Origin of the sequence: Nitrospirillum guanabarense (assembly GCF_034653355.1) — a bacterium.
Taxonomy (GTDB): Bacteria; Pseudomonadota; Alphaproteobacteria; order Azospirillales; family Azospirillaceae; genus Nitrospirillum.
In genome coordinates, this window is sequence record NZ_JAYEER010000004.1 from 95,001 (window position 1) to 117,836 (window position 22,836).

General features: G+C 68.8%; 21 protein-coding genes (1 of these 21 cut by a window edge). 14 read left to right on the plus strand and 7 right to left on the minus strand.

Annotated features, from left to right (window positions below):
- On the plus strand, nucleotides 1-14 hold the final stretch of the coding sequence (locus UAA55_RS18490; RefSeq protein ID WP_322954592.1) for a hypothetical protein. It extends 334 nt beyond the left edge of the window; 14 of the gene's 348 nt are visible here — the last part of the coding sequence; its start codon lies beyond the left edge, outside the window; it ends in the stop codon at nucleotides 12-14.
- Nucleotides 15-134: 120 nt separating this feature from the next.
- Here the strand turns inward: UAA55_RS18490 and UAA55_RS18495 are convergent, their stop codons facing one another.
- A complete protein-coding gene (locus UAA55_RS18495) occupies nucleotides 135-2,939 on the minus strand; it encodes a PAS domain S-box protein (RefSeq protein ID WP_322954593.1) in 2,805 nt (934 codons plus the stop codon).
- 294 nt (nucleotides 2,940-3,233) lie between these two features.
- Here UAA55_RS18495 and UAA55_RS18500 point away from each other — a divergent pair, with 294 nt between their 5' ends.
- The gene (locus UAA55_RS18500) at nucleotides 3,234-5,207 is read left to right on the plus strand and encodes a hypothetical protein (RefSeq protein WP_322954596.1); all 1,974 of its coding nucleotides are present in this window, start codon (nucleotides 3,234-3,236) and stop codon (nucleotides 5,205-5,207) included.
- A gap of 55 nt (nucleotides 5,208-5,262) precedes the next feature.
- Here the strand turns inward: UAA55_RS18500 and UAA55_RS18505 are convergent, their stop codons facing one another.
- On the minus strand, nucleotides 5,263-6,654 hold the full coding sequence (locus tag UAA55_RS18505; protein WP_322954597.1) for an ATP-binding protein: 1,392 nt from the start codon (nucleotides 6,652-6,654) through the stop codon (nucleotides 5,263-5,265).
- Nucleotides 6,655-6,807: 153 nt separating this feature from the next.
- Between UAA55_RS18505 and dinB the strand changes: the two genes are divergently transcribed.
- Complete coding sequence (gene dinB, locus UAA55_RS18510; protein WP_322954598.1) at nucleotides 6,808-7,881, plus strand: DNA polymerase IV; 1,074 nt, start codon at nucleotides 6,808-6,810, stop codon at nucleotides 7,879-7,881.
- 30 nt (nucleotides 7,882-7,911) lie between these two features.
- Here the strand turns inward: dinB and UAA55_RS18515 are convergent, their stop codons facing one another.
- Complete coding sequence (locus tag UAA55_RS18515; protein ID WP_322954599.1) at nucleotides 7,912-8,619, minus strand: alpha/beta fold hydrolase; 708 nt, start codon at nucleotides 8,617-8,619, stop codon at nucleotides 7,912-7,914.
- Nucleotides 8,620-8,876: 257 nt separating this feature from the next.
- Between UAA55_RS18515 and UAA55_RS18520 the strand changes: the two genes are divergently transcribed.
- The 5 genes from UAA55_RS18520 (at nucleotide 8,877) to UAA55_RS18540 (ending at nucleotide 13,069) form a co-directional block, all read left to right on the plus strand.
- Nucleotides 8,877-9,512 (plus strand): glutathione S-transferase family protein, encoded by a 636-nt coding sequence (locus UAA55_RS18520; protein ID WP_322954600.1) that lies wholly within the window; start codon nucleotides 8,877-8,879, stop codon nucleotides 9,510-9,512.
- A 62-nt stretch (nucleotides 9,513-9,574) separates the two neighbouring features.
- Complete coding sequence (locus tag UAA55_RS18525) at nucleotides 9,575-11,644, plus strand: 2Fe-2S iron-sulfur cluster-binding protein (RefSeq protein ID WP_322954601.1); 2,070 nt, start codon at nucleotides 9,575-9,577, stop codon at nucleotides 11,642-11,644.
- A gap of 23 nt (nucleotides 11,645-11,667) precedes the next feature.
- On the plus strand, nucleotides 11,668-11,892 hold the full coding sequence (locus UAA55_RS18530; protein WP_322954602.1) for a hypothetical protein: 225 nt from the start codon (nucleotides 11,668-11,670) through the stop codon (nucleotides 11,890-11,892).
- Between the two features lie 13 nt (nucleotides 11,893-11,905).
- Nucleotides 11,906-12,151 (plus strand): hypothetical protein, encoded by a 246-nt coding sequence (locus UAA55_RS18535; RefSeq protein ID WP_322954603.1) that lies wholly within the window; start codon nucleotides 11,906-11,908, stop codon nucleotides 12,149-12,151.
- A 27-nt stretch (nucleotides 12,152-12,178) separates the two neighbouring features.
- A complete protein-coding gene (locus UAA55_RS18540) occupies nucleotides 12,179-13,069 on the plus strand; it encodes a LysR family transcriptional regulator (RefSeq protein ID WP_322954604.1) in 891 nt (296 codons plus the stop codon).
- Between the two features lie 62 nt (nucleotides 13,070-13,131).
- On the opposite strand, the gene tsaD is transcribed toward UAA55_RS18540, so the two are convergent.
- On the minus strand, nucleotides 13,132-14,187 hold the full coding sequence (gene tsaD, locus UAA55_RS18545; RefSeq protein WP_322954605.1) for a tRNA (adenosine(37)-N6)-threonylcarbamoyltransferase complex transferase subunit TsaD: 1,056 nt from the start codon (nucleotides 14,185-14,187) through the stop codon (nucleotides 13,132-13,134).
- Nucleotides 14,188-14,313: 126 nt separating this feature from the next.
- On the opposite strand from tsaD, the gene hemC reads away from it, so the two are divergent.
- The 6 genes from hemC to UAA55_RS18575 are packed head-to-tail and all read left to right on the plus strand — an operon-like array spanning nucleotide 14,314 to nucleotide 20,353.
- Nucleotides 14,314-15,273: a hydroxymethylbilane synthase gene (hemC, locus tag UAA55_RS18550; RefSeq protein ID WP_322954606.1), complete on the plus strand. Its 960-nt coding sequence runs from the start codon at nucleotides 14,314-14,316 to the stop codon at nucleotides 15,271-15,273.
- Between the two features lie 21 nt (nucleotides 15,274-15,294).
- The gene (locus UAA55_RS18555) at nucleotides 15,295-16,008 is read left to right on the plus strand and encodes a uroporphyrinogen-III synthase (RefSeq protein WP_322954607.1); all 714 of its coding nucleotides are present in this window, start codon (nucleotides 15,295-15,297) and stop codon (nucleotides 16,006-16,008) included.
- Nucleotides 16,009-16,039: 31 nt separating this feature from the next.
- Nucleotides 16,040-16,813 (plus strand): carph-isopro domain-containing protein, encoded by a 774-nt coding sequence (locus UAA55_RS18560; RefSeq protein WP_322954608.1) that lies wholly within the window; start codon nucleotides 16,040-16,042, stop codon nucleotides 16,811-16,813.
- Nucleotides 16,744-17,898, plus strand: coding sequence for a COG4223 family protein (locus UAA55_RS18565; RefSeq protein WP_322954609.1), 1,155 nt, complete (start codon nucleotides 16,744-16,746; stop codon nucleotides 17,896-17,898). Before UAA55_RS18560 ends, UAA55_RS18565 begins: the two co-directional genes overlap by 70 nt.
- A complete protein-coding gene (locus tag UAA55_RS18570) occupies nucleotides 17,895-19,376 on the plus strand; it encodes a heme biosynthesis protein HemY (protein ID WP_322954611.1) in 1,482 nt (493 codons plus the stop codon). Before UAA55_RS18565 ends, UAA55_RS18570 begins: the two co-directional genes overlap by 4 nt.
- A complete protein-coding gene (locus UAA55_RS18575) occupies nucleotides 19,373-20,353 on the plus strand; it encodes a cobalamin biosynthesis protein CobD/CbiB (protein ID WP_322954614.1) in 981 nt (326 codons plus the stop codon). The genes UAA55_RS18570 and UAA55_RS18575 overlap by 4 nt, the downstream gene beginning before the upstream one ends.
- 40 nt (nucleotides 20,354-20,393) lie before the next feature.
- Here UAA55_RS18575 and UAA55_RS18580 read toward each other — a convergent pair whose 3' ends face one another.
- The 3 genes from UAA55_RS18580 to cobS all read right to left on the minus strand — a co-directional run bounded on the left by UAA55_RS18580 (nucleotide 20,394) and on the right by cobS (nucleotide 22,761).
- Nucleotides 20,394-21,077 (minus strand): lipid-binding SYLF domain-containing protein, encoded by a 684-nt coding sequence (locus UAA55_RS18580; RefSeq protein ID WP_322954616.1) that lies wholly within the window; start codon nucleotides 21,075-21,077, stop codon nucleotides 20,394-20,396.
- 189 nt (nucleotides 21,078-21,266) lie between these two features.
- Complete coding sequence (locus UAA55_RS18585) at nucleotides 21,267-21,899, minus strand: histidine phosphatase family protein (protein WP_322954617.1); 633 nt, start codon at nucleotides 21,897-21,899, stop codon at nucleotides 21,267-21,269.
- A gap of 46 nt (nucleotides 21,900-21,945) precedes the next feature.
- The gene (cobS, locus tag UAA55_RS18590; protein ID WP_322954618.1) at nucleotides 21,946-22,761 is read right to left on the minus strand and encodes an adenosylcobinamide-GDP ribazoletransferase; all 816 of its coding nucleotides are present in this window, start codon (nucleotides 22,759-22,761) and stop codon (nucleotides 21,946-21,948) included.
- Nucleotides 22,762-22,836: the final 75 nt, after the last annotated feature.

Below are 22,836 nucleotides of genomic sequence, written 5' to 3' on the forward strand. Positions count from 1 at the left end.
GTCCGGTGTCGTGATCCGGCCACTCCCGGTTCATCCGCATGTGTCAAAAGCCCGTGGCCTTCCGGTCACGGGCTTTCATGTTATGGGCAGCAGGGGTGCCTCGGTCTCGCCACGTCCGGCGCTGCCGGGGCCCGTCAGGCGCGCAGCATGTCCCGGATCTTGGCGCCCAGGGCTTCCAGTGTGAAGGGCTTGGCCAGGATGTCCATGCCGGGCTGAAGGAAGCCGGCGCGGGCCGTGGCGTTTCCGGCGTAGCCGGTGATGAACAGCACCTTCAGTCGCGGGCGCAACTGGCGGGCGATTTCCGCCAGCTGGCGGCCGTTCATGTTGGGCAGGCCCACATCGGTGACCAGCAGGTCGATGGCGCGGCGGGACTCCAGATGGGGGATGGCGCTGCGCGCGTCCGTCGCCTCGATATGGCGGTAGCCCAGGTCCTCCAGCACGTCGATGACCAGCATGCGCACCGTGCCGTCATCCTCCACCACCAGCACCGTCTCCCCCAGGCCCGGCTGGGCGGCGGGCTCGGGCGGCAGTGCCTTCGTCTCTTCCGGCGGGGCTCGGCGCAGGATCAGGGTGACGGTGGTGCCCTGGCCGACCGCGCTGTCGATATGGACGTGGCCGCCGGACTGGCGGGCGTAGCCGTAGATCATGGACAGGCCCAGGCCCGTACCCTGGCCGATGGGCTTGGTGGTGAAGAAGGGGTCGAAGGCCTTCTCCCGCACCGACGGCGCCATGCCGGTGCCGGTGTCCGACACCTGGACCACCACGTAATCGCCGGCGGCGCGCTTCTCCGCCCCGTTGCGGCTCTCCGCCAGGGTCTGGTTCGCGGTGGTGATGGTCAGGTGGCCGCCGCCCGGCATGGCGTCACGGGCGTTCAGCGCCAGGTTCAGCAGCGCGCTTTCGAACTGGTTGGCGTCGGTCAGGGCCGGCCACAGCCCGGGCGCAAGCGTCGTCTCCAGGGTGACGTCCGGACCCAAGGTGCGGCGCAGCACGTCGGCGAAGGTGGAAACGAGCGCGTTGAGATCCTGCGGGCGGGTATCCAGCGACTGCCGCCGGGCGAAGGCCAGCAGGCGATGGGTCAGGGCGGCGGCCCGCTGCACCGCGGTCGACGCCGCATCGAGGTAACGGTCCAGCCCGTCATGGCGCCCTGCGTTCACCCGGCGGCGGATCAGTTCCACAGCGCCGGAGATGCCCATCAGCATGTTGTTGAAGTCGTGGGCGATGCCGCCGGTCAACTGGCCCAACGCATCCATCTTCTGCGCCTGGCGCAGTTGCTCCTCGGCGGCGCGGCGGGCGGTCACGTCCATGGCTTCGGGCACGATGGCGATGACGGCGCCGGCGCTGTCGAACACCGGCCGCAGCGAGAAGTCGAAGATGTGCCGGCCGGCGGGCAGGTTGATGATGACCTCCCGCCGCACGGTGCGTCCCGCCCGCACCAGGGGCAGGGCGGTGCGCACCAGGTCGGGCATGCCCGGCGTGGCGGTGAACCAGGGCGTCTCCCAAAAGGGCTTGCCCACCACGTCCTCCCGCCGCGCCCGGATGCCGGCCAGCGAGGTGGGGTTGGCGTCCAGCACGATGCCATCCGGCGACAGCAGGCCCTGGTGCTGATAGCTGGTGTTGAAGACCGAGCGCAGCCGCGCTTCCGACTGCTCCAGGGCCTGGGCCTGCTCCCGCTCCCGCGTCACGTCGCGGCCGGCGGCATAGATCAGCCCGCCCTCGGGTGCTGCCAGCCAGCCGATCCAGCGGTAGCTGCCGTCGCGGTGGCGGCAGCGGGCCTCGACATTGTTCAGCGCCTCCCTTGAGGCGCGGGCCAGGGCCTGGGCCTTCATCTCCCGGTCGTCCGGGTGGGTCAGGTCCAGATAATGCTTGCCGACCAACTCCTCCGGCCGCCAGCCCAGGATGGTGCGCCAGGCGGGGTTGGCGGCGCGGAAGATCCCGTCCGGGCTGATCACCAGCAGCAGGTCCTGAGCATTGTTCCAGGCGCTGTCCCGCTCGCGTGTGCGTTCCGCCACCTGACGTTCCAGGGTCTCGTTCAGGTGGGCCAGCGCCGCGGCGGCGGCTTTCTGATCCTCGATATCCGTGTTGGTGCCCAGCCAGCGCAGGATGGCGCCGCCCTCGTCGCGGATGGGCACGGCCCGGGCGAGGTGCCAGCGGTAAGCCCCGTCGGCCCGGCGCAGGCGGAATTCGGCACTGTAGGTCTCTCCCGCCTTGACAGCCACGGTCCAGCCGGCGACGGCGGCGGGCAGATCGTCAGGATGGGTCACCCAGGCCCAGGCGTGGCCGTCCAGGGCGCCTGTGGGCGCGCCGGTATAGGCGTAGACGTGGGCGTTGAACCAGTCGAGGTTCCCCTCCGGCGTGGCTGTCCACACCAGGGCGGGCATGGCTTCCGCCAGGGAGCGGAACTGGGCCTCGCTTTCGCGCAGGCGCCGGTCGGCCAGGACGCGGTCCGTCGTCTCGTCGACGATGCAGACCACGCCTTCCACCTCCCCCGCCTCGTTGCGGGCGGGGGAATAGGAGATGTCGAAATAGACGGTTTCGATATAGCCCCTGCGCTCGATGCGGAAGGGGCGGTCCTTGGCCACCACCGTCTCGCCGTCGCGCGCCCGCCGCAGCAGCGGCTCCAAATCGTCCCACAGCTCCGTCCAGTGCTCGCGGGCGGGGCGGCCCAGGGCGTGGGGGTGCTTGTTGCCGATGGTGGGGGCGTAGGCGGCGTTGTAGAGGGCCACGAACTCCGGCCCCCAGAACATGACGATCTGGGCCTGCGCCGGCAGGATCAGCCTGACGGCGCCCTTCAGGGTGGGCGACCAGCCCGCCACCGGGCCCAACGGCGAGGTCGACCAATCCATGGCGCGCATCTGCGCGCTTACGGCGCAGCCGCCGTCCGGGAACGGTGTACCGACCCGGCCATCGACCTCATCCCGCACGGCCGTTCCCTTCCTCACCACCCGCTCCCCGCCTGAAATCCGGCCCGAAACCTCGCCCAGGCAGGAAATTAGGCTGAACAGCCTTGCCTTACAGGGTGGCTCCGTCAATCGCGCTGCCGGTGACGGGCGTGGCCGCCTTTCGTCTTAGGCTGCGGTGCCGGGGCCTAGCCCTTCGGCGTGGGGTGGATCCGTCTTGAGTGTCGATCCTATAAATGTGATTAATTTAGGTACCGCTAACATCGCCGATTCCGAGGAAAGAAATCGTTTTCATCCGGAGATTTGGCCACAAAACAGACGAGAGGGAGTGAGTCCATGAAACGTGCGTTCCGCGCCGCGGCCTGTGCCGCCCTGCTCAACCTGCCGCCGACCGCCCTGCTGGCGCCGCCCGCCGCCACGGCCAAGACGGCCGCTTCCAGCTATGAGAACTTCCGGGTGGCGATCTACATCGCCGTCACCAGTACCCGCCAGCTGGCCGACAAGGCCACCTTCGACCGCGAGTTCGAGCGGGCGATGCGCCAGACCCATTTCAACAAGGTCTACCTTGAGGTCTATCGCAACCACGTCTTCGCCAACGACGAGGAGGTGACCCGCGTCAAGAAGTGGTTCGAGGAAAAGGGCGTGCAGGTGTCCGGCGGCATCACCCTGGCCGCGGGCGGCGAGGGTGGGCAGTTCGGCACCTTCGACTATGAGAAGCCGGCCGACCGCGAGGAATGCGCCAAGGCGGCGGCGCTGGCCGCCAAGCACTTCGACGACGTGATCCTGGACGATTTCTTCTTCTATGCCAGCAAGAGCGACGCCGACATCGCCGCCAAGGGCAACCGCAGCTGGACCCAGTACCGGCTGGAAACCATGCGGCAGGTGGCGCGCGACTTGGTGCTGAAGCCGGCGAAGGCGGCCAACCCCAAGGTCCGCATGATCGTCAAGTACCCCAACTGGTACGAACACTTCCAGGGCGCGGGCTATGATCTGGAGCAGGAGTCCCAGGATTTCGACGCCATCTACACCGGCACCGAGACGCGCGACCCGGTGATCACCGACCAGCTGCTGCAGCAGTACGAGAGCTACGAGATCTACCGGTACTACAGCAACATCCGGCCCACCGACGCGAAAGGCGGGGTGGGCAACGGCGGCGGCTGGGTGGACACCTATTCCACCCTCTACGTCGACCGCTATGCCGAGCAGCTGTGGGACACGCTGTTCGCCAAGGCGCCGGAGATCACCCTGTTCAACTGGCGCCCCATGTCGGAGGCCGAGGCGGTGCGGCCGGGCGACCGCCAGACCTGGGCCAACCTGCCCACCAGCTTCCGCTGGCAGGAGATGATCTCAGGCTACAAGGCGGGCGCCCAGGCCAACGACCCTGGCCCGGGCTGGGGCCGCGCCGCCGGCTATGCACTGGAGACGGTGGACAAGGACCTGGGCAAGCTGGGCAAGCCCATTGGGATCGCCAGCTACAAGCCCTATCAGTCCTCCGGCGAGGACTTCCTGCACAACTATCTGGGCACCATCGGCATCCCGATCGAGCTGTCGCCCAAGTTCCCCGCCAACGCCGACGTGGCCCTTCTGACCCAGGCCGCGGCGCAGGATCCCAGGATCGTGGATGAGATCAAGGGCAACCTGGCGGCGGGCAAGACCGTGGTCATCACCTCCGGCCTGCTGTCCGCGCTCAAGGGGAAAGGCATCGAGGACATCGCGGAGGTGTGGGACACGGGCCGCAAGGTGGCCATCCACGACTTCATCAACGGCTATGGCGCCGGCAACGGCGACAGCCTGAACGACTCGGCGCGCGACACCCCGGCCGTCCTGTTTCCCGAGATCCACTACTACACCAACGACAGCTGGCCCATCATCCGCGGCGTGGCCAACGCCAAGGGCTTCCCCATCCTGCTGATGAACCGGTATTCCAGGGGCATCCTCTACGTCCTGACCATGCCGGAGAACCCGGGCGACCTCTATAACCTGCCCCAGGGCCTGGTGACCGAGGTGAAGAAGTACCTGCAGCAGGACTTCCCCGTGCGGCTGGACAGCCCGGACCACGTCAGCCTGTTCGCCTATGACAACGACACCTTCGTGGTGGAATCCTTCCGCGACCAGCCGGTGTCGGTGACCCTGTCGCTGCTGGGCCAGGGCGCGCGTCTGCGCAACCTGTCCACCAACGCCGATGTCGCCGCCACGCCGGCGGCGGCCCCCAAGGACGGCAGGTTCCGCCGCGACACCGTGGCCGCCCGCACTGACTTCGGCGTGACGGTGCAGCCGCATTCCTACCAGGTGTTCAAGATCGAGAAGTGAGGGCTCGGCGGGAGTGGCGCTCAGTCGCGCCACTCCTCATTGGGCCTGATTTAGGCTATGCTTTCTTGTATTTGTAATTAAATGCCCTCACACCATTATCGACGAGTATTAATTTTCCTTCCCCTCTCAATTTCTGAAGAGCTTTTTTGACTTTATTGATATCGTCCTCGCCGCTCAGTTGGCGGATGAGTTTGTTTGTTATGATTGCTTCGGGGTTCGTCTCTATGTATTCGAGAATAACGTCCTCAATCGAAGCAATCCGCTGATGTTTAATAATCGCAACAAAGGAATTACCTCTTTCTTCGAATTCTGGATTTACCAACCCAGCTTTCTTCAATTCGTTTCTGACTGTATCTAGTCCCTCTCCAATGTCATGATTTAATGGATTTGGCAGGTTGTGTAGAAGTCTTACGATATTTGGGTTGCGGGAAAAGCGTTCATCGTAGAGGTTGTCTTTTGTCACGTAGCCGGGCAGCTTCCCAGGACTCGTTATCTCGACCCTATTGTCATAGACCTTCACATGTATGTCGTCATTTAAGCTATAGTCTCTATGAATAACGGCATTAACTAAAAGTTCTTTAATGGCTTCGGCAGGGTAGCTCAAAGTTACGAGTTTATCCCCGTCATAGAAGGATGCGCCGTCGACAAGCTCCCTAACTTTCTCAATTGTCTTCAGTATTATTTGTTCTATGCTTCCAGATATTGTGGATGGCATTTCTGGTAGATGTTCTCTTTTGTAATCTTTCTCTGTTGTTCTTAATCTATAAACTTTTACCGCGCATCTAGTTTCGACGGTAGCTTGTGGGTTTTCATCAAAAAGAAGTACGCACCCAACATTCGGTTTTAATGTCGTATCTTTCTCTGAAAGTAGCCGTTGTTTTCTAAGAAATGTGGATTTTTCCATATTTGTTTCTATTCTACTCATGTAATTATTTAGAATCTCGGATTCCGATATTTCATCTATCGTTACGGAATCCACGGGTACGCGTTCGTAGGGAGTTGCGCCCTTCGAGTATGCGAGACTTGTTACTCTTTCCCCTTTAATTTTCAATTTTTGGGCATTAAGCCTTATGAAGCATTCTCCCCCAGCCGTATAGTGAACCTTTGGGCTTTTTGGAATGGATACATGTAAAATATATCCACCAGCAGGAGGAATAAGAAACTCTATAGAGACATTCTCAACCGATGGAACGGTTTGCTCTAGCAAGGTAGCTATGACCCCATTAGCTTCTTCCATAGAAGAAAAGGGTAAAAGCCTTTCACCTGAAAACTTTTTGTCCTCTATTCCCACATATATATCTCCGCCATCTGCATTTGCAAAAGCTATGAAAGTTTCTTGCAGTTTTGATGGCTGAATAGATTTTCCTTTTATGTCAAAAAAGTGCCCCTCATCTTCCATCATAATGTTGTTTAACTCTTTCTGGGTTATCTCGCGTCGCTCGATCATTTATTTCGTGCCCATGCAATTGACGCTCCCCGTTGAGGGGGTGGAAAAGCGTAACGTCATCCTGACCAATCAGTAAAGCGGGAGCTAGCGGGGACAATTTTAGTTCTGTTTTTGTTCTGTCTTGTTGGGCTTATCTGCTAGGATGCCGAGGCCATGACCAGCCCCGGCATCCGCAAGATCATCCACGTCGACATGGACGCGTTCTATGCGTCGGTGGAACAGCGCGACAACCCGCATCTGCGCGGGCGGCCGGTGGCCGTGGGCTACGGCGCCAAGCGCGGCGTGGTGGCGGCGGCGAGCTACGAGGCGCGGGAGTACGGCGTGCGCAGCGCCATGCCCTCCACCACCGCCTTGCGCAAATGCCCGCCGCTGATCTTCGTGCCACCCCGGTTCGAGGTCTACCGCGCCATCTCCCGCCAGATCCGGGAGATCTTCGCCGACTACACCGACCTGATCGAGCCCCTGTCGCTGGACGAGGCTTATCTGGACGTGACGGAAAACCGGCGGGGCTTACCCACGGCGACGGCCACGGCCACGGAAATCCGCGCCCGCATCAAGGCGGAGACGGGGCTGAACGCCTCGGCCGGCATTTCGTACAACAAATTCCTGGCCAAGCTGGCCTCCGACCACCGCAAGCCCAACGGCCAGTTCGTGGTGCCGCCCGGCCATGGCGAGGCCTTCGTGGAAAACCTGCCGGTGGCCAAGTTCCACGGCGTGGGCCCGGTGACGGCGGAGAAGATGAACAGCCTGGGCATCCACACCGGCGCTGACCTGCGCCGCCAGACCGTCAGCTTCCTGCAAACCCATTTCGGCAAGTCCGGTCCCTGGTACCACGCCATCGCCCATGGCGAGGACCACCGCCCCGTGGTCTCTGACCGGCCGCGCAAATCCTCCGGCTCCGAAACCACCTTCCTGGAGGATTTGACGGAGCCGGCGGCGGTGGAGCAAGGCGTGCTGTCCATGGCGGATGAGGTGTGGGCCTGGTGCGAGAAGGCGCAGGCCTTCGGCCGCACCGTGACGGTGAAGATCAAGTACGGCGACTTCCGCCAGGCCACCCGCAGCCGCACCCTGGCGGCACCCGTGGTGTCGCAGGGCCTTTTGCGCGAGACGGCCGTGGAATTGGTGCGCACCGTCTATCCCCTGCCCACGGGCGTGCGCCTGCTGGGGGTGACCGTTTCCAGTTTTGAGGCGTCCGGCCCGCCGGCGCAGCTGGAGTTCGGGTTCTGAGACCCGGCGCCGCTGCGCCGGCCGCCGGGATCATCCGGCCACGCGTCCCACCGCCTCCACGATGACCTGGGCCACGGCCTCCGGCATCGACAACAGGGACAGATGGCTGGCCTTCAGTTCGGTGGTGCGGGCGTTCATCAGGCCGGCCAGCTTGCGCTGCAACTCGACGCTGACGATCCGGTCGTCGCCGGAAACGATGTACCAGTTGGGCCGGCTGGACCAGGCGGCCTCGGTGATCGTGTCGGTGAAGGTGCGGGCCGCCAGGGGCGGCTGCAGCACCGCCAGCAGCCTGGCCTCCTCCTCCGGCAGGTCCTGGCCCACGTCCTGTATCCAGCCCTCGGTGCTCAGGGTCAGGAAGCCGGCGCCGTCGTCGATGATCTTGGCCAGCGCCGGCGGCGGGGCATGCGCCCCGACCAGGTCGCCGGTGCTTTGGCCCACCCCCGGCGCGAAGGCCGCCACATAGACCAGCGCCTTCACCTTCGGATCGTTTCCGGCCTCGGTGATGACGGTGCCGCCCCAACTGTGCCCCACCAGCACGACCGGTCCGGGGATGGTGTTCAGCGCCCGCCGGGTCGCCGCCACGTCGTCGGCGAGGGAGGTGGTGGGGTTCTGGACGGCGACGACGCGCACGCCTTTCTTCATCAGCAGGGGAATGACGTGGCGCCAGCTGGAGGCATCGGCCCAGGCGCCATGGACAAGCACGACGGTCGGGCTGGGGGAGGGCGGGGTGGGTTCCATGGGCTTCAGCTCCTGAGTGTGACGACCCTCGCGGGGGCGGCCGCCACATCTTCAGGCCGAGGGCCGGCATGGTATTGGAGAATGCTCGAGGCTTTGGAGGTTTGACCGCCATAATCCGGCACCGCCGGCAGGCATCCATCATTACGCCACCGGCAATAATGAAGTGCCGAGACCGGTAATTCTCAGCATGGGCTGAATGGGCGACCCTGCCTTCGCGGATCGGGAATGACCCTGGTCCTGAAATCGGGAACCGGATCATGAAGCTCTACCACCATCCCCTGTCGGGCCACTCCCACCGGGCGCGCCTGTTCCTTTCGCTGCTGGCGGTGCCGCACGAACTGATCGAGGTCGACCTGAAGTCCGGCGCCCACAAGAAGCCGGAGTTCCTGGCCCTCAACCCCTTCGGCCAGGTGCCGGTGCTGGAGGACGACGGCATCGTCGTGTCGGACTCCAACGCCATCCTGGTCTACCTCGCCCGCAAGCTGGGCCGCGCCGATTGGCTGCCCGAGGATGCGCAGGGCACCGCCGCCGTGCAGCGCTGGCTGTCGGTGGCGGCGGGTGAGGTGGCGTACGGCCCGGCGGCGGCCCGCCTGGTCACCGTCTTCGGGTCCAAGCACAACCCGCAGGAGGTCATCGCCCGGGCGCACGGCCTGCTGGAGAACCTCGAGGCCCATCTGGCGGGCCGCGACTGGCTGGTGGGCGGGGCGCCGACCGTCGCCGACGTGGCGCTCTACAGCTACGTGGCCCGCGCCCCGGAGGGGAACGTCGACCTGTCGGGATATCCCGGCGTCATCGCCTTCCTGCGCCGGGTCGAGGCGCTGCCGGGCTTCGTGCCCTTCGTCGAGACGCCGGTGGGTCTGTCCGCCGCCAAAGAGGCGGTCGTTGCCGGGTGATCCGGGGGGGCGTGGGCGCACCATCCGGTGCGCCCGCCCCGGCCAAGCTGAAGGAGGCGGGAATGAGTGACACCGCGTTGACCAAGCTGGCGGTCTGGCATGCCGGCGAGAAAACCATCCAGGAGAAGGTCGGCGTGGCCGAGCGGATGGCGATCGTGGGGCAGCGGGTGATCCGCGACCACATGCCCGACCAGCACCGCGGCTTCTATGCCCAGATCCCCTTCATCGTGGCGGGCGGCGTCGACCGTGGCGGCGACGCCTGGGCCACCTTGCTGGCGGGGCGGCCGGGTTTCATCACGTCCCCCACGCCCCAGGCGCTGAAGATCGACGCGCGGCCCGACCCCACGGATCCGGCGGCGGAGGGCATGGCCGAGGGGCAGGCCATCGGCCTGCTGGGGATAGAACTGCACACCCGCCGTCGCAACCGGGTGAACGGCATCCTGCGCTCCGGCCCGGGTCCTTACCATTTCCAGGTCGACCAGAGCTTCGGCAACTGCCCGCAGTACATCCAGCTGCGCGACTACCGCTTCGCCCGCGACCCCGCCGAGGCGTTCACCGGCGCTGTGCTGGAAAGCGCCGGGCTGGATGCCGAGGCGCGGCGCATGATCGCGGCGGCGGACACCTTCTTCGTGGCGTCATACGCCGACCGGGACGACCGCCGCCAGGTGGACGTGTCGCATCGCGGCGGCAAGGCGGGCTTCGTCCGCGTGGCCGAGGACGGCACGCTGACCATCCCCGATTTCGCCGGCAACCTGTTCTTCGCCACGCTGGGCAACATTCTGGTGAACGGCAAGGCCGGGCTGGTCTTCATCGATTTCGAGACCGGCGACATGCTGCAGCTGACGGGCGACGCCCGGGTCATCCTGGACAGCCCCGAAGTCGCGGCCTTCCAGGGGGCGGAGCGGCTGTGGACCTTCCGCGCCCGGCGGGTGGTGCGGCGCCCGGGCGCCTTCGCCCTGCGCTGGAATTTCCAACAGGACGGCTGGTCGCCCAACTCCCTGATGACGGGCGATTGGGCGCAGGCCGCCGACCGGTTGCGCGCCGCCGACCTGGCCACGCGCTGGCGGCCGCTCAAGGTCACCCGGATCGTGGACGAAAGCGCCACCATACGCTCCTTCCACCTGATGCCGGACGACGGCGCCGGACTGATCCCGCACGAGGCGGGGCAGCACCTGCCCATCCGCCTGACCCTTCCCGGCGCGGATAAGCCGGTCATCCGCACCTACACCCTGTCGGTGGCGCCATCCGATTCCGTCTATCGCATCAGCGTGAAGCGCGACGGGCTGGTTTCCAACCACCTGCACGACCATGTCCGCGTTGGCGACATCATCGAGGCGCGGGCGCCCGCCGGTGGCTTCACCATCGACGCCCGGCAGAGGCGGCCCGCCGTGCTGCTGGGCGCCGGCGTGGGCATCACGCCCATGCTGGCCATGCTGCGCCATGTGGTTTACGAGGGGCTGCGGGTTCGCGGCATCCGGCCCACCATCCTGTTCCACGCCGCCCGCACCAAGGCCGACTGCCCCTTCGAGGCCGAAGTGGCGGAACTGGTGGGGGCCGCCAAAGGCGCGGTGCGTGTCGTCCGCGTGCTGAGCGACACCACGGACGCGGCGGAAGGGGCCGATTACGAGGCCGCGGGGCGCATCGACATGGCGCTGCTGGGCCGCTTCCTGGCCTTCAACGACTACGACTTCTACCTGTGCGGCCCGGGCCCCTTCATGCAGGGGATCTATGACGGCCTGCGCGGTCTGAACGTCGCGGATGAGCGCATCCATGCCGAGGCTTTCGGGCCGTCGTCCCTGGTGCGGACGGCCGACAAGGCCGCCGCCATGGCGCCGCCCCGCCCGCCGCCCGCTGCCGGGCCGGTGCCGGTGGTCTTCACCACCGCGTTGAAGGAGGCGCGTTGGACGCCCGAGTCCGGCACCCTGCTGGAGTTGGCGGAGGCCCGGGGCCTGAGCCCGGAGTTCAGCTGCCGCTCGGGCACCTGCGGCAGTTGCCGGACCAAGGTGCTGGCGGGGGCGGTGACCTATGTGAAGGAACCAACCGCCCCGGTGGCCGAGGGGGAGGCGTTGATCTGCTGCGCCGTTCCGGCCGAGCGGCCGGAGGGGGCTGGGCCTCTGCAACTGGCGCTCTGAGCCCCGAAACGGAGACGACGACAATGTTCCATCTGCTGATGCCGGAGGCCCTGGACATGGCCGCCGAAGGTACCCGGTTGCTCCTTTGGCGGCTGCGCCGAGGGCTCGCCCGCCTGCGCTTCCTGCTTCGCGGCCCTGCCGTCGCCGGCGTGGACTTGCGCGGCACGCTGGCCAAGGGCGAACTGCCGGCCACCCCGCGCGAGCGCATCGCGCTGGCCATCGCCGAAATCAGCGGCTGTGAGTATTGAGGAGGCGACGCCCATGAGCGCTTATACGCCGGACGGGCGCGGAACGTCTCCAGCCCCGGTCCCCGCCGGGACGGGGCTGCCGCGCGTGAAGCCGGCTTCGGAATGGCCCGCCGCCATGCATGACGCCGACCAAGCGACGGCGGAAGATGAAGCGTCCCCGGCCCGTTGGGATGGCGCGCCGTCGCCGCCCGACTATTTCCGGAACATGATCATCCAGGATCCGTGTACTTATGCGGAGTTTTTGGCCCGGCTGATGTGACAGCCGGGGACGCGGGGGACGGATTCCATGGATCGCTGGCAGGCCATGCGCACCTTCGTGAAGGTGGCCGAGATGGAAAGCTTCGCCGAAGCGGCGCGCCATCTGCACCTGAGCGCGCCGGCGGTCACGCGGACCATCGCGGCGCTGGAGGAAACCATCGGCGCCCGCCTGTTCGTGCGCACCACGCGCTCGGTGAAGCTGACCGAGGCTGGCGGCCGATACTTCGACGACTGCCGGCGCATCCTGGCCGACATCACGGAGGCGGAGGCCGCCGCGGCGGGTTCCTACGCCACGCCGTCAGGCATGCTGGCCGTCACGGCATCGGCACTGTTCGGGCAGATGTACGTCCTGCCCATCGTCACGGAGTACCTGGACAGCTACCCGACCATGGCGGCGCGCACTTTTTTCGTCGACCGCCCCGTGAATATCGTGGAAGAGGGCGTTGACGTGGCCGTGCGCATCGGCCGGCTGCCGGATTCGGGCTTCACCGCCATCAAAGTGGGTTCCGTGCGCCGGGTGGTCTGCGGGGCGCCGGCCTATTTCGAGGCGCACGGCGTGCCCCTCACGCCGGCGGATTTGAAGGGCCACCGCGTCGCCGCCTCCACCAGCGCCTGGGCCTCGCCTGAATGGCGCTTCGCCGGGGATCAGCGGGTGGTGCTCACGCCCACCCTGCAATGCAACACCAATGAGGCGGCCATTGCCACCGCGGCGGCGGGCTGGGGCCTGACGCGGGTGCTGCATTACCAGATCGGCCCGGCGCTGCTGGAAGGGCGCCTGCGGGTGGTGCTCAGCGAGCATGAGGAAGCGCCCTTGCCCATACATGTGCTGCACCCGGAGGGGCGCCACGCCCCGGCCAAGGTGCGGGCGTTCATCGATCTGGCGGTGGACCGCTTGCGGGCCAACCGCCTGCTAAACTGATTCGCCCAAGCCTCCGGTGGAACGGTCGGCGGCTCAAGCGCCGGCGCCTCGGGAAGCCGGAACTATGCCTTCACGCCCGCGAACTTCATCGGCTTCGCAGTCGGGTCCAGCGGCCAGCGCGGGCGTGGGGCGAAGTCGAGGGGGTCGGTCTGGCCCAGGCGGAAACGTTCCAATCCCGCCCAGGCGATCATGGCGGCGTTGTCGGTGCACAGGGCCAGGGGCGGGGCGGTGAAGGTCAGGCCGCGCTTGGCGGCCAGCTTGGCCAACTGTTCCCGCAGGTACTTGTTGGCGGCCACGCCGCCGGCCACGACCAGATGCTTGCCGGTGGGGTGGCGGCCCTTGAAAGCCTTGATGGCGCGGTCGCAACGGTCCAGCAGTGATTGGCCCACGGCGTGATGGAAGGCGGCGGCGAGATCGGCGACGTCGGCCTCCGTCGGGGTGCCCAGCTGTTCCACATGCCGGCGCACGGCGGTCTTGAGGCCGGAGAAGGAGAAGTCGCAGTCCGGCCGTCCCTTCATCGGGGCCGGCAGCTCGAACCGGCCGGGGTTGGTGGCGCGCTGCGCCGCCTTTTCCAGCAGTGGGCCGCCGGGATATCCCAGGCCCAGCAGCTTGGCCGTCTTGTCGAAGGCCTCGCCCACCGCGTCGTCTATGGTGGTGCCCAGGCGGCGGTACTTGCCCACGCCCTCCACCTCCAGCAACTGGCAATGCCCGCCCGACACCAGCAGCAACAGGTAGGGAAAGGGTACGTCGTCCGTCAGGCGCGCGGTCAGGGCGTGTCCTTCCAGATGGTTCACGGCGACGAAGGGCAGGCTGCGCGCGGCGGCCATGGCCTTGGCCGTCATGACGCCCACGATCACCCCACCGATCAGGCCGGGCCCGCCAGTGGCGGCGATGGCGTCGACCTGGGACAGGTCCAGCTGGGCATCCGCCAGCGCCTGGCGGATCAGGCCGTCCAGGTAATGCAGGTGGGCGCGGGCCGCCACCTCCGGCACCACGCCGCCATAGGGGCGGTGCTCATCCAACTGCGACAGCACGACGTTGGCGCGGATGCCCCGCGCGTCATCGACGATGGCGCAGGCGGTCTCATCACAGCTGGTCTCGATACCCAGGACGATCATTAGGCGAAACCTTCGGGCTTGATCCGGCGCATGCCGGGCTTAAGCCATATCAAATCGGCACGATTTGCGCCGTTGTCACCGACCGGGGCCTTTCCCGCAACCGCAAAGGGGGATAGACAGGCAGGCATGACGACCGCGACGCCCCATCATACTTCCATTGCTCCCCTGCGTATCGGAACAAGGGGCAGCCCCTTGGCCTTGGCCCAGGTGCACGAGACGCGCGACCGGCTGGGGGCGGCCCATCCCCACCTTGCCGTGCCCGGCGCCATCGAGATCGTCGTCATCAAGACGACGGGCGACCGTATCCTGGACCGTACCTTGGCGGAAGCCGGCGGCAAGGGCCTGTTCACCAAGGAGATCGAAGACGCCCTGCTGGCGGGGGAAATCGACCTGGCCGTCCATTCCATGAAGGACGTGCCCACGGTGCTGCCGGAAGGGCTGGACATCACCTGCCTGCTGCCGCGCGAGGACCCGCGCGACGCCTGGTTCAGCCGCGACGGCGCCACGCTGATGGAATTGCCGGCCGGCGCCGTCGTCGGCACCGCCAGCCTGCGGCGCCAGGCGCAGGTGCTGGCCCGCCGCCCCGACCTGACCGTGGTGCCCCTGCGTGGCAACGTCCAGACCCGCCTGCGCAAGCTGGCGGAGGGCGAGGTGGATGCCACCCTGCTGGCCATGGCCGGCCTGCGCCGCCTGAACCTGGACGGTCATGCGACGGTGGTGCTGGAGGCGGATGTCATGCTGCCCGCCGTGGCCCAGGGGGCCATCGGCATTGAAAGCCGCATCGCCGACGCCGTGACCAACGGCCTGCTGGCGCCGCTGAACTGCGCCGACACCGCCCTGCGCGTGACGGCGGAGCGGGGTGTGCTGACGGCCCTGGACGGGTCTTGCCGCACCCCCATCGCGGCGCTGGCGCGGGTGCTGGCCGACGGCAGCATGGACATGGAGGCCATGGCGCTCAGCCCCGACGGCCGCACCATCGTCACCACCAGCCGTCGCTTTATCGCGACGGACGCGTTGGCCGCTGGGCTGGATGCGGGCGCCGAGCTGAAGGGCCGCCTGCCGCCCGGCATCTTCACCGTTTCCTGACGGCGACGCGGGACGGCACCCATGGCCACCGTCCTCATCACCCGCCCCCGGCTGGAGGCCGACCGCACGGCGGCGGCCGTGGCGGCGCTGGGTCACGATGTCCTGATCGACCCGCTGCTGACGGTGGAGGATATGGACGTTCCCCTGCCGCCGCAGGTGCAGGCCGTCCTGATCACCAGCGTCAACGGCGTACGGGCCCTGGCTCGCCTGGGCGCGCCCCGTACGTGGCCCATGTACGTGGTGGGGGACCGTACCGCCGCCGCGGCCCGCGAGCTGGGCTTCATGACCGTGCGCTCCGCCGCCGGCGATGCCAACGACCTGGTGCGCCTGGTGGCGGCCGAAGCCCGCCCCGACGGCGGCCTGCTGCTGCATGCGGCGGGGGCGGATGTGGCGGGCGATCCGGCGGGCGCCTTGGCGATCCAGGGCTTCGCCACCCGGCGCCTGGTCCTCTACCGCGCGGTGGCGGCGGACGCGCTGCTGCCCGCCATCCGCGACGCCTTGGCGGCCGGAACGGTTGACCATGTGCTGCTTTTTTCTCCCCGGTCGGCACGTACGTTTGTTAACCTTGCGGTACAGGGCCGTGCTGATTTGAGCGCTGTTTCAGCCCTGTGCCTCAGCCCGGCGGTGGCGGGCGCCCTGGGCGAAAGCGGTTCCCTGTTCCGCCTTGTGGCCGTGGCCGCCCATCCCAGCCAGGCCGCCTTACTGGACCTGCTGGCCCTGGCGCCCGGCGTCTGAGAGCGCGTTTTTAGGATGAAAGGATCGCCGTATGAGCGGTGAAGGTTCGGACGCGACGTCGTCCACCCCCGACATGGGCACCCCCGACATGGGCACCCCCGACATGGGCACCCCCGACATGGGCACCCCCGGCATGGGGCAGGGCGGTTTGGCCCAATCGGGCGCCAACCCGCAGGTGGACGCCATCGTCGAACGGTTCGGCGGCATCCGGCCCATGGCGGCCAAGCTGGGCATTCCCGTGACCACGGTCCAGGGCTGGAAGAAGCGCGGCCACATCCCGCCCAATCGCCGCGCAGATCTGGAAGCGGCCGCGGCGCGCCTCGGCATCCCGCTGGTGGCATCGGACCTGGACGCCGTGATGGGCACGCCGGAGACGCCGGCGGCGCCCACCAGCGCCGTCATCGCCCTGCCGGGCCCGGACGGGCATCCCGCGTCGCTGGCCGCCGCCCTGGCCGGCGAGCCCTCCCTGGACAGGGAGCCTCCGGCCCCGGCCAGCAGCTATCGCCTGAGCGCCCGGCCGGACGATGCCGTGCCTCCTCCTCCAGCCCTGCCGCCCGAACCGCCGAAGGTCGAGACGGAACGGCCCCGTATGGAATTGCCGAAGACGGATCTCCCCAAGGCGGAGCCTTTCCGCATGGACGCCCCCAAGCCTGAAACTCAGCGCCGTGATCCGCCCCGGCCGCCGGCCCCGCCGCGCCGCAAGGGTGGGGGGCGGTTTCAGCCCTGGCCCTGTTGGTGTCCCTGGCGGCGCTGGGCGCCGGCGGCTGGTCGCTTTACCGCGCCGGCGTCCTGGACCCTTGGTTGAGCCGCGCCGGCTTGTCCGTCTCCGCTTCGCTTCCCGCCCTGTCGGCCCAGCCGTCCCAGTTGGCGGAGCAGGCGGGGACGGAGGCGACCTTGGCCGAGATGGCCCGCCGCCTGAACGCCGCCGCCCAGCACCAGCAGGCGCTGGAGCAGGAGGTGGCCGACCTGAAGGCCAGGCTGGCGGCCGTACCGGCCCCGAACGGCGACGGAACCGCGACGCCGGTGGCGTCCGACCCCGCCCTGGCCGCGCGGCTGGAGCAGATGACCGACCAGTTCAACCGCCTGACCGACCGGCAGCGGGCGCTGGAGCAGGCGCTGGCCCAATCCGCCCAGCAGCGGGAAGAGTTGTCGGGGCGCCTGGCGGCGCAGACCGCCGCCGCCGGTCGCGGCCAAGCCCTGCTGGTGGCGACCAACCAGCTGCAGGCGGCCCTGCTGTCGGGGCGGCCCTATGGGGTGGAGCTGTCGGCGGTGCGCAGCCTGGCGCCGGAGGACGACGCCCTGCGTCAGGCCCTGGACCGGCTGGCGCAAAGCCAGGCGACAGGCCTGGCCGGCCCCGTGGCCCTGCGCGAAGGGTTCGACCGCGCCGCCGCGGCCGCCCAGCGGGCGGCCCAGGTGCCGGAGGGGGCCGACTGGCTGCGGCAGCTGTGGGGCCACGTCAAGGCCCTGGTCACCATCCGCCGCAAGGATGGCCGCCTGGAAGGCAACGCGCCCGACGCCGTGGTGTCGCGCGCCGGCGCCGCGCTGGACCGGGGCGATATCGGCACGGCGGTGGCGGAGATGTCGGCCCTGTCCGGTCCGCCGGCGGCGGCGCCTGAGGTCCAGGCCTGGTTGCGCGACGCGCAGGCGCGGCTGAGCGCCGATGACGCCATGAACCGCCTGTCCCGCCGCGCCGTCAGCGACGTGCAGGCCGGCTTGCCGCCACCCAAGGATCCGACAGCGGCCAAGGAGAAGCCGGCCGACAGCGCGCCCGTTCCCCCTTCCGATGCCGGCAAGGGCGAGGCGGCCAAGCCGGAAGACGTGAAGCCGGCGGAGCCGGTGCCGCCTGAAGGGGGCGCCACCCCGCAACCCAACGATGGGGGGCGTCCATGAGGCGGACCCTGTGGTTCCTGCTGCGCCTGGGCCTGGTCGTCGCGCTGGCGGTCTGGGTGGCGCAGCGGCCGGGCACCTTGCGTCTCGATTGGCAGGGATATGTCATCCAGACCCAGGTGGGCGTGGTGGCCGTGGCCCTGCTGCTGCTGGCGGTCGTGGCCTATATCCTCGTGCGCCTCTTCCTGCTGCTGTGGCGCAGCCCCCGGCGTTTCGGCGCGGGCCGTCGCGCCAGCCGGCGCACGCGGGGCTACCAGGCCCTCAGCCGGGGCTTCCTGGCGGTGGCCAGCGGCGACGGCGCCGCCGCCAGCCGCCTGGCCGCCAAGGCCGACGGCCTGTTGAACGAACCGTCGTTGACCCTGCTGCTGTCCGCGCAGGCGGCGCAACTGGCGGGGGATGAGGCGGCGGCCGCCGGCCAATACGCCGCCATGCGCGAGCGCGGCGTGGCGCTGAAGCAGCCGGACATGGCCTTCGTCGGCCTGCGCGGCCTGGCCCTGCAGGCGCTGGCTGCCGGCCAGACCCAGCGGGCGCTGGGCCTGGTCCAGGAGGCGGCGGCCCTGAAGCCCAAGGCGCGCTGGCCCCTGCTGACCCAGTTCGACCTGCAGGCGCGCGCCGGCGACTGGACGGCGGCGGCGACCACGCTGGACGCCCTGACGGCGGCCAAGGCCTTGCCGGCGGAAACCCTGCGTCACCACCGTGCCGCCCTGCTGGTGGAACGCAGCCGCGCCGCGGAGGCCGACGGCAACCAGGACCAGGCCCTGGCGCTGGCGCGCAAGGCCCACGACCTGGCGCCCGGCTCGGTGCCCGCGGCGGTGCAGGCGGCCCGTCTGCTGGCCGCCACCGGCTCCGCGCGCGCGGCCACCCGCGCCCTGGAACAGTCCTGGCGGCTGGCGCCCCACCCCGACCTGGCCGCCGCCTGGGGTGTCGCGGGGGAGAAGGCGGGCGCCGCCGCCGACCCGCTGGCCCGCGTGAAGCGGCTGGAGGCCCTGGTGGCCCTGGACGCGACCGTGCCGGAGGCGCACGTCGCCCTGGCCGACGCCGCCACCGAGGCGCGCCTGTGGGGCTTGGCACGCGGTCACCTGACCCGCGCCTTGACCCTAAGGCCCAGCGCGCGGGTCTACCGGCGCCTGGCGGCCGTGGCGACGGCGGAGCATGGCCAGGGCGTGGAGGAGCGCGGCCACCTGGCCCAAGCGGCCAGGGCCGCGCCCGATGCCGCCTGGGTGTGCCAGGCCTGCGGCGGGGTGAACCCCGCCTGGGGGGCGCTGTGCGACCATTGCGGCGCCTTCGACACCCTGGCCTGGCGCGTGCCGGGGACCGTCGCGCGGGGCGCGGTGGCCGAGACGCTGGGCTTCCTGCCACCGCCGGAGCCGCCGGCGGGTGGGGTCAAAGGAAGCGGTGAAGACGGTAGGGGCTCGCGCCGCCTGCCCACCTTCACGCTGGCCGGCCTGCGGCCCGGCGGGCGGCTGGGCGGGCGCGCATGATCCCCCTGCCGTTCGCCCCACCCCGGGCGGAATTGCTGTTGCTGCTGGCGCTGGCCTTGGTGCTGAACGCCTTCATCGCCGGTTTTCCCGCCGTGGACCGCTGGCTGATGACACCGCAGGGCCAGTTGGCCGACGCGGTGCGCTGGGCAGACAAGCGCCTGAACCGGATCGAGCGGCTGGACAGCGTGCGCCTGGCGCGCGGGGCCCTGTTGGTCCTTATCCTGGCGGGTGGGGTGGGGCTGGCGGCCCTGGTGCTGACCATCGCCGCCGCGCATTTGCGCGTGGCCTGGCTGCTGTCGCTGCTGCTGGTGACGCGGGCGCTGCTCTTCGGCCGCCTGCTGACCACCATGCGCGGCCTGCTGGCGGCGGCACCGGCGACGGATGAGGAGGTGCTGCGCCAGGCGGTGGCGCCCCTGACGCACAAGCCCGTCTGGAGCATGGACCGCCACGCCGTGCTGCGCGCGGGCATGGAGGCGCTGGTGGGCCAGGTCAGCCGCGGCCTCGTGGCGCCGCTGTTCTGGTTCGCGCTGCTGGACCTGCCGGGCCTGATGATCTGGGTGACGGTGGAAACGGTGGCGGCGACGGTGGGCCACACCTCGCCCCGCTACGCCGCCTTTGGCCGGCCGGCGCGCCGCGCCCTGCTGATCATGGATTGGGTGCCGGCCCGCCTGACCGTGCTGTTCCTGACGGCGGGCTGCCTGATGGTGCCCGGCAGCCGTCCGGGCACGGCCCTAGCCGCCTTGCGCACCCAACACATCCAAGGCACGGCGGCATTGCCCGTGGCCGCCGTGGCCCGCGCCCTGAACCTGGCCTTGGCCGGCCCCCGCAAGGAGGGGGAGATGGTGGTCTATGAGGACTGGCTGGGCACAGGCCGCGCCCGGGTCGACGCCAGCGACCTGCGCGCCGTCGTGGCCCTGACCGCCGCCGCCGGGCTGCTGGCCGTGTGTATCGCGCTGCTGGCGCTGGTATGGACTTAAGCGGTCCTTAAACGCGCGCGCATCCGCCCGCTTACGGGAACTACTGACTCAAGACACTGGCCAGCGCCTGGGCTTCCGGCCGGTAGAAGGCGCGGTCCAGCAGGATTTGCTCGGGCGTGGTCTGCTGGCCGTAGAAGATGTCGTTCCATTCCTTGCGCGGGGTGATGACCGAGCCGTCGACGGCCAGGCCGCCGAACAGGCCGCTGGTCTTGGCGTAGACATACATGTCGGCGTCCACGCCCACGCCATAGCCGGCGCCGACCTGGGTGCCCAGTTCGCCCACCGCCACCTTGGCGTCGGCGCCCAGCTTCACGCTGCGGTCCATGACGGCGTTCAGGCCCTTGTCGGTCATGATCACCAGCATCATCTGCGCCTGCTGGCCGCCGAACTGCAGGCCGAAGCTGGCCTCGGCCATGGTGTAGAAGGCGGGGCCGCTCCACGACCCGTCGGTGCCGCGCGCCACCAGCACACCGGTGCCGCCGCCCCCACCCAGGAAGAAGCCGGCCTGGATGACGTTGGGCAGAATCAGCACGCCCTTGGCCCGGCCCAGCAGGTTCTTCAGCGGGGCGTATTGCGGATCGCCCAGCAGGGTCATGGCGGTCAGCCGCGCGCGCTCCACCATCAGCTGCGCCTCCGTCACCTCCGCCCGCGCCGGCATCGCGGTTCCCAGCGCGAGCGCCACGCCCGCCGCCGCACCCGCCAACACCTGCCGCCGATCAATCATCTTCCTCATCCTCATTAGTCGGGGTTCAGCGTGGCTGAACCACCTTTTGATGTTGTTGGCAGAATTCCTACCATATCTGGATGCCGCCGCCCATGGCCCAGACGGGCACGCCCTATTAGGCCCCCGGCCGCCGGCACCATGGGGGTGACCCTAAAGGCGAAGTAAGGCGCCCGTGCGGCAAGTTTCCACTCACGGAATCCGGTTCACCCAGCGCACGGCCCAGACGGCGCCATCCGCGCCGACGATGTGGTCCAGGCGGGTGAGCGACAGGGGTGCGACGTCCAGGGACAGGGCGGTGGCGGGGGGTAGGGACAGGGCCTGGGCGATGGCCGCGCGTATGGGGCCGGCATGGCTGACGCAGATGATGTCGCGATCGCCGGTTTGCCGGCCGCTCCATTCCTCCACCGCCTCGGCCACGCGGCGGCAAAGGTCGGCGAAACTTTCGCCGCCGGGCGGGGCGACGCCGGCCGGATCGGCCCAGAAGGGGGCCAGGTGCGGGTCGCCCGCATCCTCCAGCTCGGCATAGCTGTGGCCCTGCCAGGCGCCGAAATGCTGTTCCATCAGCCGGCGATCGGTCGCCGGCTCGGACGGGGCGGCGGGGACCAGGGCCGCCAGGCGCGCGGCCGTCTCCCACGTGCGGCGCAGGGGGCTGGCCAGCCACACGGCGCTGGTGGGTAGGCGTGCCGCCGTCAGCTGGGCGCTGGAGCCCGGCCACAAGGCCATCGCCACATCGGCCTGTCCGGCGATCTGATGCGGCTGCGCCAGGGGGGCATGGCGCACCCACCACCATCGCACCGTCTTCGCCAAGGGGGGCGTCGCCAAGGGGGGCGTCGCCAAGGGCGGCGGCGCCGAGGGGGGAAGGACGTGGTCATGGCATGGCGACCGAGCCGCCCAGCGCGCCGGTCACGGCCACGAGGAACAGGATCTCCACCACCTGTTCCGCGGCACCCAGCACGTCGCCGGTGATGCCGCCCACCTGGCGGCGGGCCAGTTGGCCCACGACCAGGACGCCGCCCGCCGCCACCGCCAGGATGGCCAAGCGGGTCATGCCGCCATCCAGCGGCAGCTTGGTCAGGGTGGTGGCCGCCAGGACGAAGCCGGCCAGCAGGGCGGCCAAGGCGCGGGCGCTGTTGGGCTTGCCCACGCCGGCGCTGTGGCCCACCAGCCGCGCTTCCGGCAACAACAGCTTCATGCCCGGCAGGAAGGCCCGGGAATAGGCGTGCGCCCCCATCAGGGCCACGGCCACGTGGTGGGGGCTGGCTATGGCCGCCAGGGCCAGGGTGCGGGCGGCGACGCTCAGGACCAGGGCGGCGGCGCCATAGGTGCCCACCCGGCTGTCCTTCATGATGGTCAGCTTGGCGTCGCGGTCGCGCCCGCCGCCGAATCCGTCGGCCACATCGGCCAGGCCGTCCTCATGCAGGGCGCCGGTCAGGCCCATCAGCGCGCCCACCGTCAGCAGGGCCGCCAGCAGGGGCGGGACGTTGACGCTGCTCAGCCCCCAATAGACCAGGCCACCCACGGCGCCGATCAGCGTGCCGACGATGGGAAACCAGGTCAGGGCACGGGAATCCAGGTCCTGGGGCCAGGCCCCGCGCCAACGGATGGGCAGCCGCGTCAAAAAGATCACGGCGGCTATGAATTCGGCGAAGACACCGCCCAGGCGCGGCCCCGTTGCATCAGTCATGGTTCCGGTATACGGGAAGTCCCGTCCGCCCGCCAGCGCCACTCCGGCGCCCAGTCGCGGGTCCCATTATCGGGC

Bases quoted from the DNA above. Each gene is read 5' to 3' on its own strand.
- UAA55_RS18570 (WP_322954611.1), top strand. From the start codon at position 17,895: ATGAGGCGGACCCTGTGGTTCCTGCTGCGCCTGGGCCTGGTCGTCGCG.
- UAA55_RS18520 (WP_322954600.1), top strand. From the start codon at position 8,877: ATGAAGCTCTACCACCATCCCCTGTCGGGCCACTCCCACCGGGCGCGC.
- UAA55_RS18540 (WP_322954604.1), top strand. From the start codon at position 12,179: ATGGATCGCTGGCAGGCCATGCGCACCTTCGTGAAGGTGGCCGAGATG.
- cobS (WP_322954618.1), bottom strand. From the start codon at position 22,761: ATGACTGATGCAACGGGGCCGCGCCTGGGCGGTGTCTTCGCCGAATTC.
- UAA55_RS18515 (WP_322954599.1), bottom strand. From the start codon at position 8,619: ATGGAACCCACCCCGCCCTCCCCCAGCCCGACCGTCGTGCTTGTCCAT.
- UAA55_RS18535 (WP_322954603.1), top strand. From the start codon at position 11,906: ATGAGCGCTTATACGCCGGACGGGCGCGGAACGTCTCCAGCCCCGGTC.
- UAA55_RS18560 (WP_322954608.1), top strand. From the start codon at position 16,040: ATGAGCGGTGAAGGTTCGGACGCGACGTCGTCCACCCCCGACATGGGC.
- UAA55_RS18505 (WP_322954597.1), bottom strand. From the start codon at position 6,654: ATGATCGAGCGACGCGAGATAACCCAGAAAGAGTTAAACAACATTATG.
- dinB (WP_322954598.1), top strand. From the start codon at position 6,808: ATGACCAGCCCCGGCATCCGCAAGATCATCCACGTCGACATGGACGCG.
- UAA55_RS18500 (WP_322954596.1), top strand. From the start codon at position 3,234: ATGAAACGTGCGTTCCGCGCCGCGGCCTGTGCCGCCCTGCTCAACCTG.
- tsaD (WP_322954605.1), bottom strand. From the start codon at position 14,187: ATGATCGTCCTGGGTATCGAGACCAGCTGTGATGAGACCGCCTGCGCC.
- UAA55_RS18575 (WP_322954614.1), top strand. From the start codon at position 19,373: ATGATCCCCCTGCCGTTCGCCCCACCCCGGGCGGAATTGCTGTTGCTG.
- UAA55_RS18580 (WP_322954616.1), bottom strand. From the start codon at position 21,077: ATGATTGATCGGCGGCAGGTGTTGGCGGGTGCGGCGGCGGGCGTGGCG.
- UAA55_RS18530 (WP_322954602.1), top strand. From the start codon at position 11,668: ATGTTCCATCTGCTGATGCCGGAGGCCCTGGACATGGCCGCCGAAGGT.
- UAA55_RS18555 (WP_322954607.1), top strand. From the start codon at position 15,295: ATGGCCACCGTCCTCATCACCCGCCCCCGGCTGGAGGCCGACCGCACG.
- UAA55_RS18525 (WP_322954601.1), top strand. From the start codon at position 9,575: ATGAGTGACACCGCGTTGACCAAGCTGGCGGTCTGGCATGCCGGCGAG.
- hemC (WP_322954606.1), top strand. From the start codon at position 14,314: ATGACGACCGCGACGCCCCATCATACTTCCATTGCTCCCCTGCGTATC.